General features: G+C 49.8%; 11 protein-coding genes. 4 read left to right on the top strand and 7 right to left on the bottom strand.

Annotation, left to right across the window (positions count from 1 at the left end; translation table 11 throughout):
- Positions 1–318: 318 nt before the first annotated feature.
- The 4 genes from HWQ67_RS04775 to HWQ67_RS04790 are packed head-to-tail and all read right to left on the bottom strand — an operon-like array spanning position 319 to position 3,022.
- A complete protein-coding gene (locus tag HWQ67_RS04775) occupies positions 319–1,185 on the bottom strand; it encodes a universal stress protein (RefSeq protein WP_218251506.1) in 867 nt (288 codons plus the stop codon).
- Positions 1,186–1,195: 10 nt separating this feature from the next.
- Positions 1,196–2,269: a sulfite exporter TauE/SafE family protein gene (locus tag HWQ67_RS04780; RefSeq protein ID WP_218251507.1), complete on the bottom strand. Its 1,074-nt coding sequence runs from the start codon at positions 2,267–2,269 to the stop codon at positions 1,196–1,198.
- Positions 2,270–2,273: 4 nt separating this feature from the next.
- On the bottom strand, positions 2,274–2,513 hold the full coding sequence (locus HWQ67_RS04785) for a hypothetical protein (RefSeq protein ID WP_218251508.1): 240 nt from the start codon (positions 2,511–2,513) through the stop codon (positions 2,274–2,276).
- A 23-nt stretch (positions 2,514–2,536) separates the two neighbouring features.
- Positions 2,537–3,022, bottom strand: coding sequence for a hypothetical protein (locus tag HWQ67_RS04790; RefSeq protein ID WP_218251509.1), 486 nt, complete (start codon positions 3,020–3,022; stop codon positions 2,537–2,539).
- A 434-nt stretch (positions 3,023–3,456) separates the two neighbouring features.
- Between HWQ67_RS04790 and HWQ67_RS04795 the strand changes: the two genes are divergently transcribed.
- The 3 genes from HWQ67_RS04795 (at position 3,457) to HWQ67_RS04805 (ending at position 7,132) form a co-directional block, all read left to right on the top strand.
- Positions 3,457–4,950 (top strand): sensor histidine kinase, encoded by a 1,494-nt coding sequence (locus HWQ67_RS04795; RefSeq protein ID WP_218251510.1) that lies wholly within the window; start codon positions 3,457–3,459, stop codon positions 4,948–4,950.
- Positions 4,951–5,090: 140 nt separating this feature from the next.
- Positions 5,091–6,458, top strand: a complete 1,368-nt coding sequence (locus HWQ67_RS04800; protein WP_218251511.1) for a sigma-54-dependent transcriptional regulator — start codon at positions 5,091–5,093, stop codon at positions 6,456–6,458.
- Between the two features lie 209 nt (positions 6,459–6,667).
- Positions 6,668–7,132, top strand: coding sequence for a 3D domain-containing protein (locus HWQ67_RS04805; protein ID WP_218251512.1), 465 nt, complete (start codon positions 6,668–6,670; stop codon positions 7,130–7,132).
- A gap of 146 nt (positions 7,133–7,278) precedes the next feature.
- Here the strand turns inward: HWQ67_RS04805 and HWQ67_RS04810 are convergent, their stop codons facing one another.
- Both HWQ67_RS04810 and HWQ67_RS04815 read right to left on the bottom strand, forming a co-directional pair.
- Entirely contained in the window at positions 7,279–8,535 is a 1,257-nt protein-coding gene (locus HWQ67_RS04810) for a putative glycoside hydrolase (protein ID WP_218251513.1), read from the bottom strand.
- Between the two features lie 83 nt (positions 8,536–8,618).
- Positions 8,619–9,425, bottom strand: coding sequence for a polysaccharide deacetylase family protein (locus HWQ67_RS04815; RefSeq protein WP_255317119.1), 807 nt, complete (start codon positions 9,423–9,425; stop codon positions 8,619–8,621).
- Positions 9,426–9,743: 318 nt separating this feature from the next.
- Here HWQ67_RS04815 and kaiC point away from each other — a divergent pair, with 318 nt between their 5' ends.
- On the top strand, positions 9,744–11,090 hold the full coding sequence (kaiC, locus tag HWQ67_RS04820; RefSeq protein WP_218251514.1) for a circadian clock protein KaiC: 1,347 nt from the start codon (positions 9,744–9,746) through the stop codon (positions 11,088–11,090).
- Positions 11,091–11,273: 183 nt separating this feature from the next.
- Here the strand turns inward: kaiC and HWQ67_RS04825 are convergent, their stop codons facing one another.
- Positions 11,274–13,157 carry a methyl-accepting chemotaxis protein gene (locus HWQ67_RS04825; RefSeq protein WP_218251515.1) on the bottom strand — a complete coding sequence of 628 codons (1,884 nt, stop codon included), beginning with the start codon at positions 13,155–13,157 and terminating at the stop codon, positions 11,274–11,276.
- Positions 13,158–13,263 lie beyond the last annotated feature (106 nt).

The following is a 13,263-nucleotide window of genomic DNA, read 5'->3' on the forward strand; positions in this document are numbered from 1 at the left end:
GTTTTTTCGGGTATCAAAATTGCCTGCATACAAGAAAGAAAGGGGCGGCTCCGCCCCCCTTCAGAACCCCCTGCAAGGGGACCAGTCCCCTTGACCCCATTATTTCACACTCAATTACCATGCCTGAAAAAAACTGTGTCATTTTAGTATAATATTTTAAATGTCGGTGAATCTAACGCATATTTTGGCATTTCGATTGCGTGCGCTACAAAACAAGAAATGGGGGGCCTCGCCCCTCCCTTTATGGGAGGGGTTAGGTGGGTATGGGGAGGATGCCTCCGAGATGGTGGAGGACAACGCCATACTGGGGATGAAAACTTACACGCCCTTGACTACAAGTACCGAGCACGGGGACAGTGCAACAACCCTTTCGGCGACACTTCCCATCAACAGTCTGTCGATCCCGGTGCGTCCGTGCGTGCCCATTACAATGATGTTGGTGTTACGGGTCCGGGCGGTTTCGACAATGGACTCGTAAGGACTGCCCACAGCCGTGACGGTCTCCACGTTGACGCCGACACGATTGGCAGTGCTTGTGACGCCGTCAAGGATTCTCCTGGTGTCATCGAGCTTGTTGTCTGAGGATGCCACCGACAGGGCGGTAAATGTCTTGACCTGTGGGCACCTCTTGGCCATGCTGATGGCCTCCTCTTGTGCGGCGTCGCTGTACCTTGAGCCATCCGTGGCCAACATGATGTGTTCGCCCTTTATGCTGGCCTCCCTGGGCACTACCAACACCTTGCAGGGGGCATACGCTATGACCTTGGCCGTGACACTGCCCATGAGCATCCTCTTGAGTCCTGTCATGCCGCGTCTGCCCATGATTATTACGTCGCTCTGTCTGTCCACCGCCTCATCTATGATCCCCTTGTAGGGGTCGTCCGTGCGCCTTATTATGATGTCTAATTCGACGTTTTCCTCGGCGGCATCCTCTCTGATCTTGTCAAAGTAATCATCGATCCGTGTGTCCCTGCGTTCAACAAACGTGAGTCCGCCGGATTCATACGAGTCAATCAATCCCTGAATGTACAACAGCGTCAGCCTGATCCCGCACGACTTTGAAAACAGCAACGCCTCCTTTATCGCACCTTCGCTGAAGGGCGAACCGTCCACGGCAAGCAGCAGGGACTTTAGTTCGCCCATCAACTGACTTCTGTACATGGCTTCTATTCTGGAATCTTCCATCTCAATCCTCCTAAGACACTGCTTTTTTTACGGTCAATTTTCTCTCGGCGACAAGCCCGCTCCACAGCGCCTTCAGTATTATAAACGCCCCAAGCAGGAGCGCAAAGATCATAATGGCAAAGCTCGTGTTCTTGAGTACCTTCTCCATCGTGTCACCGAGTGCGCCTATCATGTTAAGTTGAGCCATATACACCGGTATCATCAACGCACGGCTAAACAAAACGATCAACATAATAGATGCCATGACAACCTTTATCATGTATGGCCTTACGTAGGTCGTGCCAATAGCGCCAAGCTGGATGCCAAACAACGACCCGGCAAGGATTATCATCGAAAGCCGTATGTCCACAAGCCCGTGCATGGCATACTTGAACGACCCGCCAAGCCCCATGACAAACGCTATGACCAGTTCGCTGGCCGACGCCACAAGCCCCGGTACCCCAAAGCCATACATCATACCCGGCACCCCGATAAAACCACCAACTGCTATTGTGGCGGCAAGTATGCCGGTTGCAAATCCCACAGGCACCGTAAACAGTATTGATATCCGTGCATCGATGCTCTTGAAATATATCATTGTCCCCGGAATGTTTACCGACCGAACCCACTTTGCGAGCTTTGTCAACGGTTCCTCATCGTCAGTGGTACCGGCCTTAAGACTCTTGAGGATGTCCTTTAGTATTATACCGCCTACAACGGCCAACACCAACACAAAGGCCACGCTGACATAGAGATTGGAACCGGCATCGCCAAAGGCCGTCTTGATCTTGTTCTGTAACCCGGCCCCTATCAGCACCCCGGCCTCCGCCGAAATACCCATAATAACACCCAGCTTTACATCCACCTGTCCGTATCTGTAACGCTTGATGGCTCCAACCAGCGCCTTGGGAAACTTGTGACACATGTTGCTTGCCACTGCCACGAGGGCAGGCACCCCAAGGCTCATCATCCCTGGGGTAAGGACGAAAGCCCCACCCGAACCGATAAATCCGCTCACAAGACCGCCCACAAATCCCAGCACAAACAGGTACAGCACGTTTAGTGTATCAAGGTGAATAAAGTTGCTCATAACCGCATCATGCATGGTTTTATCTCCTCTCCTTTTTGGCCTCAATTCCGATGACCGTCCAGAAGTTACCGGTAAAGTTCCCATGCACTAACGAAAAGATAAACGCCGTGACTATCGGGAGTATCGCATACATCCCTCCACGCGATACATACCCTAAGACGATATCCTGCTCAGATAACAGTAGTATGTACAGTGCCGCCGCCACTATGCCCAGAAATATTACCTTCATGTATGGTTTTTTTCTGCTTTGGTGTTTCATTTCTTTAAGCCTCCTTAAAAAGATTAATTAATAGTTTGTACTATGTCTTCTTTCACTACAACAAGGGGACACTTCAGATTGAGCCAAGACCGTGAAAGCCCCTTTTCCCTTCCTGAGTTTTCGGCATCGACGTCATCAAAGGACTCGATAATTACAAACAGCACGTCCCTGTTGACCTTTGTAAAGTCGAGTATCTCCTGTTTAAACACCCCTTCCTTTCTTACAACCTTGCACCCTATGCCCTCCAGCTTCAGTTCAGCGGTAAATCGATCTACAATGGTTGTCAAGGTCTCCGACACCGGTATGTACAGGATATCGAGGTCTGCCCCTATCCTCTTACAGATGTTCATCGAGTATCTCAGTGTCTGTCCATCTACGTTGCTACCTCTGAGCGCCAACAGCACTTTCTTGTTGCTCTTTAAAAACTCCCTGGCGGTATCAAATTCGCCCTCCTCGGCAAACGTTACGGCAGAAAACAATTTTTCGAGATTTTCTGACAATTCTTTCATAATTTAACTTCCTCCTAAATTTAAAGTTTGTACCCCTTTGCATATCAAAATACGTGCCATGACTGTAACGTGTTGTTATTGCGTGATATTTTAATCCTTGCTCGTATCTGAAACCGTTTAGCTGTTGCAATGTGCAACGACTATGGAATGCCTCTTGGAGGTTGCTGAGTCAGATGTGAAGGCCCCAGGCATGGCAGCCCGTTTCCACCTTCGGCGTTGAAATATTTTACCTTGCGTTGCTTTTTGCAACTGTGTGGTATATATAGCGCGTTTCGATTGCGTGCGATACAAGAAAAGAAAGGGGCGGCTCCGCTTCTTGTCGCTCCAGGACGCTCCTGGCCCCCTTCAGAACCCCCTGCAAGGGGAGGGGTGAGCCACCCCGGGCACGAAGAAGTCCCCTTGACCCCATTTTACAATGCTGATACAATAGCCTGATGTTTAAATATCAACCTGGCATCAGGCAAAAAATCATACTCGGCTATTTTATCGTGTTGGTTATGATAACGGTGTTTTCGTTTCTCATCTCCATGGTTATGGGCTTTATGGAGAGGAAGATACTCCTTGGCGAGGTAATATCGGAGTTCTTTGACGCCACCCTTGAGATGAGGAGGTTTGAAAAAAACTACTTCCTCTACAGTAAGGAGGCGGACTTTCATGAGAATCTGTACTATGCCAATAAGGCGTTGGAGATACTAGAAAGAGACACCAAAGGAGCTGGCAAAATAGCTCATGCCGTGCTATTGAAGGATGATCTCAGTGTATATATCCGGTTGCTAACCCAGTACCGGCACGACCACCTCGCCAAAGCGGCAGACAATGACCTGGAGGTGTTAAGGCAAAAGATAAGGAAACAGGGAAAGGACGTAACAACCAGGGCAGAGAACATCTCCAGGGCAGAGCGCGGCGTCATCCGCGACGTGTTGGCAGGTTCAAGGCGCTTTATCGTGGTTGCCATTCTGGTGATGACGATCCTGAGCGCCATCATCGGGCATGTGCTGTCAAGGTCGGTTGTAAGGCCACTGAAACAGCTCCAGGACAGCATGAAGATTATAGCCGGGGGTGGATTTCATATGATCGTCATAGACTCCAGGGACAGGGAGGTGGTGTCGTTGATAGAGGCATTTAACAGGATGCTCAGGGAGAGGGAAGTAAGGCGCAAACACCTCATACAGTCCGAAAAACTCGCATCGCTTGGGACAATGCTTTCGGGTGTTGCCCACGAGCTGAACAATCCGTTGTCCAACATATCGACGTCGTGTCAGATACTCCAGGAAGAGCTTGGACAGGGCGACATACAATACTTTGGAGAGCTGCTTGGTCAGATAGACGATCAGACAAACAGGGCAAGAAACATCGTGAGATCGCTGCTGGATTTTTCCAGAGAGAGGGACTTCAAAAAGGACATGCTACCACTACAGAGCCTCTTTGAGGAAACCATCGTGTTCCTGAAGCGACAACTGTCCACACGGGTAGATATTGTCATGGAGATATCCGAAGGTATCACTGTATATGCCGATAAACAGAGGATTCAGCAGGTGTTTCTGAATTTGATCAAAAATGCCGCAGAGGCAATAACCACAAATAGTGAGACCACAGACGGATATATATCCATAACAGCCAGACGAGCCTCCGCCAATGAAAAATGCCTCAGACATGACGGCGCGTGCGTTCTTGGTGATACCGCCGTTGATGTCGCTATCAAGGACACCGGCATGGGGATCGAAAGCAACGTACTGCCACGGATATTTGACCCCTTCTTTACGACAAAGGACGTGGGTAAGGGGTCTGGGTTGGGGCTGTTTATTGTGCATGAGATCATAGAGGAACACGGTGGTTGCATCACTGTAGATTCACACCCGCAGATGGGGACAACGTTCAGGATAAGATTGCAGACAGAAAAAGGTAAAACGGAGCATATAAGTGGATAGACATAAAAATACACTCATTAGGATTGAGAATTATGGGGTCAAGGGGACTGGTCCCCTTGCGGGGGGGGTGTAAGGGGGGGGCGGAGCCGCCCCCTTCTTTCCCCTTTTTTTGCATATGGCTTAATTATGGGCAGGTACTTATGAGCGAAGCATACAGACCACGAATACTCATTGTAGATGACGAAAAGATTGCGATTGACAACCTGTCACACGTAATGAAGAAAGAGGGTTATGAGGTAACGGCCACGCAGAGTTCGGTCAGGGCGTTGACACTGCTTGAGGGCGGTGGATTTGACGTGGTGTTGACCGACCTGAAGATGGAACGAGTTGACGGGATGCAGGTTCTAAGCAAATGCCGGGAACTTCATCCGGAGACCGAGGTGGTCCTCATCACCGGATATGCGACACTGGAGTCGGCGGTTGCGGCAATGAAGCAGGGGGCATTTTACTACATAGCAAAGCCGTTCAGACTGGATGAGGTCAGAAAAGTGGTAAAGGAGGCCGCAGAGAAGGTCAGACTGAAGCTCGAAAACAAGCAATTGAGAGAGCATATTGAGCGATATCAGGGAAAGGTACGGATAATAACCCAGGATGGTAACCTGCTAAAGCTGCTTGAGATAGCAGCCCAGATAGCCCCCACCGATTGTAACGTCCTGATAAGCGGGGAGAGCGGCACCGGTAAGGAGCTTTTTGCACGCTACATACATTACCACAGCAATCGTGCGGAGAGTCAGTTTTTGGCAGTAAATTGTGCGACGTTTACAAACGAACTGTTGAGCAGTGAACTCTTTGGGTATGAGAAGGGTGCATTTACGGGTGCGATTGCGCAGAAGAAGGGGTTGATAGAGGCAGCGGCGGGCGGCACGGTTTTCCTTGATGAGATAACCGAAATGTCGCCTCTGATGCAGGTAAAGCTGCTGAGGGTCATCCAGGAGAAGGAGCTTCTGAGGGTGGGGGCGACGCATCCATTGAAGACGGATGTGCGCTATATCGCCGCCACAAACAAAAACCCTGCCGAGGCCGTCAAGAATGGCGATATGCGGCAGGACCTGTATTTCAGGTTAAACGTGGTCTCCCTTGAGGTCCCTCCGCTTGCCAGCAGGAAAGACGACATCCCGATCCTGTGTTACTATTTTCTCAATAAGTACTCGCTGATGATGAAGAAGGACATACGCGACATATTGCCGGAGGTGATAGAAACCCTGATGTTTTACGACTTCCCCGGCAATGTCAGGGAGCTTGAAAACATTATAGAGCGTGCCACTGCCCTTGCCACCGGCAGCGCCATTAGTGTGGCTCACCTGACGGATGACCTCAGGGGATTAAACGTCAGGACGTTCAGGCGCAAGGAGGGGAAACTGCCCACACTCCAGGAGCAGGAGACGGCATACATCAAGTGGGTGCTGAAGGAGGCCAACGGCAATAAGACACTGGCTGCCCAGATTTTAGGCATCGACAGGGTATCGTTATGGCGCAAGTTGGGCAAGGGGCAGGCCGAGGAGAGGTAAGCGTCCTGATATTGCAACACAGTGTGGTAATAGTGCAGCGTGATTGGGGGTTAAATCGCTCCTCAAATATCTTTTAGATGATATGGGGTGTGGTGCTCTTGTTGTGGCATGAAATATGCAAACATAGAGACACTTCAACTGTAAAACTAATTACTACATTGAAATCCTTTCTGGTATGAAAGAAAGCAAATATGCAGGAGGTTTTAAGCATGAAGCCCAAGACAAGGTGTTTCGTACTGTTTTCAATCCTGGTGATAGTCTCCACCGTTGCAACGGGGATGTACTATAACAAGGCTGTAAGGATGCTACAGAGCAATAACGCAGTCCTTATGAGTAAGTTGACCGATATGGAGGAGATGTTTCTCTCCGAGCTGCAAAGAGGCGAATTTGAGATAACGGCTTATGAGAGTTCGGAGAAGAGTTGCGGTAAGTGGGCGAAGTACAATAAGACAAAAAGTGGTACAACGCCGCACAAGTTCAGGACCGTGGCCGTAGACCCGATGGTAATACCCATTGGTTCTCTGGTATACATAGAAGGCATTGGATGGCGAGTAGCGGAGGACTCCGGAAAACTCGTCAAGGGTAAGGTAATCGACCTGTTTGTTGATTCATACGCTGAAGCTAAACAATTTGGCAGGCAAAAACTAAAGGTGTACTACAACAAGAGTACATAAAAAAAAGGGGCGGCTCCGCTTCTTTGTCGCTCCAGGTCGCACCTGGCCCCTTCAGAACCCCCCGCAAGGGGGCCAGCCCCCCACTGAGCCGGGGGTCGCTGACCCCTTGACCCCTTCTTAACCTTGTGATTGATTTACCCTAAAGGTTACTCACTCTTGAGGCCGGCGTTGGTGTAGCTGTTTCTGGGATTCCAGAGCATCCAGCCGTGTGAGCCGAACTGCTCGGCAGCGCTGACCTGCTCCTTGATCTCCTTGGCCGTGAAGTGGCGTTTATCGAAAGCGTAGTCCTTAAAGGCCTGTAGCCACGGTCTGAATCGATTTGGTGGTACGTTGGCACGCTCCTGCGCCCTCTTAAGCGACAGGTAGACTATCTTGTTTGAATTTACAACGGGATTTCTGTACTCCGGTATGCCATACTGAAATCCCGAGGGATAAAGCATGGGTGATACATAGTCAAGGTGGGTTAAAGCGCCATCTATCGTTTGCCCTATCTGCGTGTCATCAAGGTTCCAGCATACGTAGCCAAAGATGTCCCCGGAGATAAAGACGTTATATGGTTCAAGCCTCTTTCTGGCCTCACTGAGGAATCCGGTGATGGCCTTTACGCGATTTTCCTGTGTGTTTGGCACGGAAAAGGTAAGCCCCTTGACATCGGGAAACCTCATATAGTCAAACTGTATTTCGTCAAAGCCTAGCTGTGCAGCCTCTTCGGCTATCTTGATGTTGTAGTCCCAGACCTCCTTGTTAAAGGGTTCCACCCAGGCCAGCTTTTCCCTGTCGCGCCAGAGTTCACCGGACTTCCTCTTTATCGCCAAACCGGGTTTTGCCTCTGCAAGCAGATTGTCTTTAAAGACAACGATCCGTGCTATCAGATAAATCCCCCTGTCTTTTAGGGTCTTTATCATATCCCTTGCATCCCTGACGGTGATGATCTTCTGGGCACCGATCTCCGAGGCCAGCGTTATGGAACTCTTGTAGTTTATCATTCCCCTGTCGCCCTTGACGTCTATGACGAGGGCGTTTAGCTCTGTCTGGGCTATGAGGTCCAGGGCAGAGTTGCGTATCTTTCTGTCCCCGATACCGTAGAAGGACAGATAAAGTGCCCGTGGTTCAAACGGCGTCAATTTCACTTCGATTGAGTTGCCGCCATTAACGGGTTCTTCGTTTCTCATATAGCCATATGCCCTGACCGCCACCTTTGTTGCGGGGGATTTCAGACTATACGTGCCGTTTTCATCGGTGCGAAAGACGCTGTTGCCCACGGTTACCATTGCATCTTTTATGGGCTTTTTAGTCTTGGAATCCACGACTTTTACAACCAGTGCCGCCGCCGTACTACAGGGCAACATCATCAACATCACCATGATAAAAGAAACTACTAATGCGCCAAATCTCACTCTCACTTTTTACCTCGCCTGTATTTATATTGTTTGGATTGATTTCAATTGTCTGTGGTGTCTCTCCGGTATAGAGATAAACCTGGTTTTTATGGGGTTCCACCCCTCAGTATACTTTCAAAGACCTTACCCTGATTTGCATTGCCCAACAGATACCGCGGCAGCGCCATGATATTGTCTCCATTGCCTGCATGGTGGCGCTCAATCGAAAATGCGGCAACGTATCCGGCCTCTTTGGCCTTGGTCATGAGGTGGTCATCGTATATGCCAAAGGGCCATGCCAGCAGGTCTACGTTAGCGCCAAATTCCTTCTGGAGCTTATCTCTGGACTTCTTCAGTTGCATGTCAATGAGTTTGTCATATTCGTTGGGGGGTAATCGCTTTTTTTCCGTTTTAAAGTTAGGATGCCAGTACGTGTGTGATTGGAGGTCGAAGAGGCCGGTACCTTTCAATTGCCTGAGCTGGTCCCAGGTCATGGCATATGAGGCGTTAGAGATGGCCGAGGGATATATAAACAGCGTCACCGGCACGTTGTACTTCTTAACCAGGGGCAACATATCAGAATAGACTGACTTATGGCCGTCGTCAACTACGATTACTACCGACTGTGGCGGCAGCGAAGGCCTCTTTTTCAGTTGATAATCCACAAGTTCCCTCAACGGGATCACCGTATAGCCGTTTTGCTTGAGATACTTCAGGTGCGACTCAAACACGGACGTCACAATAGTCATGCTGTCGGCCACCACAGGCCCCAGGCGATGGTAGAGCAGGATCGGCACCCGTGTCCCAGAATCCGCCGCCAACAATGGTATCGGCACGGTGAGCATCGCTAATGTCATCACCGCCAACGCTGCCCTGGCTAATCTGAGTATCACGCCTACTGCTAAAGCAATCATACCTAATAGTATCATGACTCTCTGCCCTGTGTCAACGTCCAGAACTAAGTTGTCAGGGCAATCGCATTTGACCGTAAGGAAAAAAAGGTTCCTGTAAATATTTCTGTGATGGCAGAAGGTTAAGCATTATGGGGTCAAGGGTGCTTCTTCGTAGCCGGTCAAATGCGATTGCCCTGTATTTGCAATCGTGAGTGATTCAGTGTTAGAATATGGCAGATAGATTTACTGGAGGGCTTATGAAAGATAGAGCTAAAGGGTTCATGCCGCAGGAGTATTCAACGTTGGTTGAAAAATGTCCAACGTCTATAAGGGGGTTTGATGATATTAGCGGGGGGGGGGCTGCCCAGGGGACGGACAACTCTGATATATGGCGGGCCTGGTTCCGGAAAGACGATCTTTGGCCTGGAGTTTCTTGTCAGGGGTGCCCGCCATTACAACGAGCCTGCAATTATGATATGCTTTGGAGAGAACGAGGCAGAGTTTTATCAAAACTACTCATCATTCAATTGGGACTTGGCTCAACTCCAGATAGAAGATAAAATCCATGTTTCCTACTTGTTTATAGACAGAGACGACATTACCAAATCTAATACTTACGACCTTGGCGGATTCTTTGTCCTGGTAAAGAATGCCGTTGAGAGGCTTGGGGCCAAGAGGTTGTTGATCGATAGCATAGACCCCCTCTTAACAGGGGTGCTTGATAACCCCGGTGTACGCCCGGAGCTGTACCGGTTCTTTGGCCACCTCAAGGGGCTTGGTGTTACGTCGGTCTTTACGAGTGAGCGGCACGAGCGTGTGGGTAACATGGACGACGTAGAGCAATATCTCTCCGATTGCGTGATCCTACTCAGCCGTAAAATGAACGAACAGACGTCAACAAGGCGTTTAAGGATATTAAAGTATCGTGGCTCCTGCCACGCAACCAATGAGCATTTGTTCTTTATAGACAGGGATGGTTTTAACGTCTTTGCCGTAAAGTCCCTCTGCCATGAGCTACCGACAGATCACATATCGTCGGGGATTGAAATGCTCGACAACATGTTAGACGGCAGGGGCTTTTATCGTGCAAGCAGTATACTGATAACCGGCAGTTCAGGCACGGGCAAGACCAGTTTTGCGGCTAGCTTTGTAGATAGTGCCTGTCAACGTGGTAACAGGTGTCTGTTTTTGTCGTTTAACGAGTTGCATTGCCAGATCGCCAGAGACATGCACTCTATTGGAATGGATTTGGAGGGACACGTAAAGAGCGGCTTGTTGAAATTTTACACATCCCGCCCAAGCCTCGATGGCCCGGAGATGACCCTCACCGTTATCTGTAATACTATCGAATCCTTTAAGCCTGCCGTGGTGGTATTGGATAGCATATCGTTTTTTACCTCAAGGACAACCTCAAATGATGTCAGCAGTCTATTTGTAAGTCTGATTGATTACATTAGGGAATATAACATAACAACGTTATGCACTGACCACGCCCCTGATGACGAAAACTGCGGGCAAACCGACTCAGGGATTTCAGCCCTGATGGATATCTGGATCGTCCTTAGGGACCTGCAACCCGATGGCGAAGTCAAAAGGACACTCCGAATCGTGAAATCCAGGGGGATGAATCACGCACGACAGCCCGTAGAATTCACCATCGGCAACCAGGGAATACAGATAAACTAAGCAAGAGAGCAGAAACATGTATACTGATCGGATTCGAGTTTTTTCGGGTATCAAAATTGCTTGAATAGAAGAAAGAAAGGGGCGGCTCCGCCCCCCTTCAGAACCCCCTGCAAGGGGGCCAGCCCCCTTGACCCCTTCCTGCTTGTTATAGTTACTTATGCTAGCTTACTTATTGACTGAGCCTTACCCCTGGTCGGTCTTAAAGAAAGTCACCGAGTGTTGCAGTTGTTGCGCATGAGTGGCCAGAGTCTCTGCCGTGGAAGACACCTCATTGGCAGTGCCGGCGTTTTGTTGCACCACCTTATCCAGTTGCTGTATGGCCTTGTTTATCTGCTCGGCGCCAATGTCCTGCTCCTTGCTCGATACCGTGATCTCCTCTACCAGGGATGCGGTTTTTTCTATATCCGGTACGAGCTTGTCCAGCATCTTGCCCGTTGATTCGGCAATGTTAATGCTTGAATTGGACAGTTCGTTTATCTGTGCGGCGGCCTCCTGACTACGTTCGGCCAACTTTCTGATTTCGGCTGAGACAACGGCAAAGCCCTTGCCAAACTCCCCGGCCCGCGCCGACTCTATTGCCGCATTGAGGGCTAACAGGTTTGTCTTACGCGCTATCTCATCTATGATGGTTATCTTTTCGGCTATCTGTTTTATGGCCACAACGCTCTGTGAAACGGCCTTGCCCGCCTGCCGTGCCTCACCCACCAGTTCACGGGCTATTCTTTCCGTCTGCTGGGCATTGGCGGCATTTCGTTTTATGTTGGAGGCCATCTCCTCCATAGACGAAGACGTCTCCTCGATAGAGGCCGCCTGCTCCGCCGCTCCCTCGGAGGTCTGCGCAGCCGAAGTCATCAACTCCTGACTGCCCGTAGATACACTGTTGGCAGACTCCTTTACCTCCGATACAATTTCCCTGAGATTATGCACCATGTCCTTGATGGCGGCATACAGCCCCGTATCCCCGGTGCCACGGCCAGGCTTATCGTTCGTGAAGTCAATCGTCAGGTCGCCATCGGCAATCCTCTTGGCAATGTCAACAACCACGGCAGGCTCACCGCCTAACTGCTTCAATATCCCAACAATCACCACGTATGCCCAAAAAATCGACACCACCAACACCACTACCGTCAGCACTATGTACAACACAAGTTCTGTCCTTGCCCATCTCTGAAGCCCATGCGCCTTTGTGCTGAGGTCGCTGGATAGTTTGTCCTCAACCTCTTTGAGCATGTTTATCTTCTCCGTCATCTTCTTAAACCAGTGCACCGCATCTATACCAAAGTTTCCAACAGCGGCCTTGTCAAAGGCTACCTTTTTCATGGCCTCTACTTCCTCGACGACCGGCCCTGTCATCTTGTTGGTATAAAACTGCTTCTGCTCCTCGTCGGCCAGCGAAAGGAAAGACCTCATATAGGTCTCCTGCGCCGAAGACAGAAAGCAGTACCTGATGAACATTCCCGGAGCAAACGCATTGGCCCCAAAGGTGTTGCTCAAAACGGCCCTCTCCTGCCCTGCACGCTCCTTTGCCTGCAGAAAATTGACATAGGCAATGGCAAGCGCCGAAATCTCCGCGTTACTGCTTAACTTACCCATCCTGGTTATGACGCTTAAGAGGTCTGATATCATGCCGGTGTAATACTTGATGGCCTCCCCGCCTGATATCTTGAGGCCACCTACCAGCTCTCGGTTGTTATTGAGTTGTTGTAGTTGTTTGTTTGCCGCATCCATTTCGGCTTTAAAGGCGGTCTTGGCATCCGTTGCATCAAACGCCACCAACTCCTTCAGCTTTTTGTCGGTGGTTGTGTGTTGCTCCTTGAGTTCCGGGCCAAACTTCGCACCCTTGCTGCCAAGAAACCCAGCCGAGGCACCACGCTCCTTCTGAAGTTCGTGTACCAGGGCGCTTATCTTTACGGCAAGCTCCGACATGCCCTGCATAGCCCCCATCTGGCGGGCCACCTTGTACTTACTGAGCACCTCGCTAATCGAAAGATAAGACAGGCTCAAAAGCGGCAGTATCAATATAATAATGAGCTTATTCCTAAACTTGGCTTCCTCTATAAACTTCATAGTAGACCTCCTATATATTGTGATTTGATATGATATCAAAAACAAGCAAATTTTGTCTCACCAAAAAAGACTGGCTGTAAAAAATCCTGTGGTGATAAGTACATGG

This window comes from Candidatus Magnetobacterium casense, from assembly GCF_019173545.1.
GTDB lineage: Bacteria > Nitrospirota > Thermodesulfovibrionia > Thermodesulfovibrionales > Magnetobacteriaceae > Magnetobacterium > Magnetobacterium cryptolimnobacter.

Coding starts and splice junctions, on each gene's coding strand:
- HWQ67_RS04780 (WP_218251507.1), bottom strand. CDS start 2,269: ATGCATGATGCGGTTATGAGCAACTTTATTCACCTTGATACACTAAAC.
- HWQ67_RS04785 (WP_218251508.1), bottom strand. CDS start 2,513: ATGAAACACCAAAGCAGAAAAAAACCATACATGAAGGTAATATTTCTG.
- HWQ67_RS04825 (WP_218251515.1), bottom strand. CDS start 13,157: ATGAAGTTTATAGAGGAAGCCAAGTTTAGGAATAAGCTCATTATTATA.
- HWQ67_RS04795 (WP_218251510.1), top strand. CDS start 3,457: ATGTTTAAATATCAACCTGGCATCAGGCAAAAAATCATACTCGGCTAT.
- HWQ67_RS04775 (WP_218251506.1), bottom strand. CDS start 1,185: ATGGAAGATTCCAGAATAGAAGCCATGTACAGAAGTCAGTTGATGGGC.
- kaiC (WP_218251514.1), top strand. CDS start 9,744: ATGATATTAGCGGGGGGGGGGCTGCCCAGGGGACGGACAACTCTGATA.
- HWQ67_RS04815 (WP_255317119.1), bottom strand. CDS start 9,425: ATGATTGCTTTAGCAGTAGGCGTGATACTCAGATTAGCCAGGGCAGCG.
- HWQ67_RS04800 (WP_218251511.1), top strand. CDS start 5,091: ATGAGCGAAGCATACAGACCACGAATACTCATTGTAGATGACGAAAAG.
- HWQ67_RS04805 (WP_218251512.1), top strand. CDS start 6,668: ATGAAGCCCAAGACAAGGTGTTTCGTACTGTTTTCAATCCTGGTGATA.
- HWQ67_RS04790 (WP_218251509.1), bottom strand. CDS start 3,022: ATGAAAGAATTGTCAGAAAATCTCGAAAAATTGTTTTCTGCCGTAACG.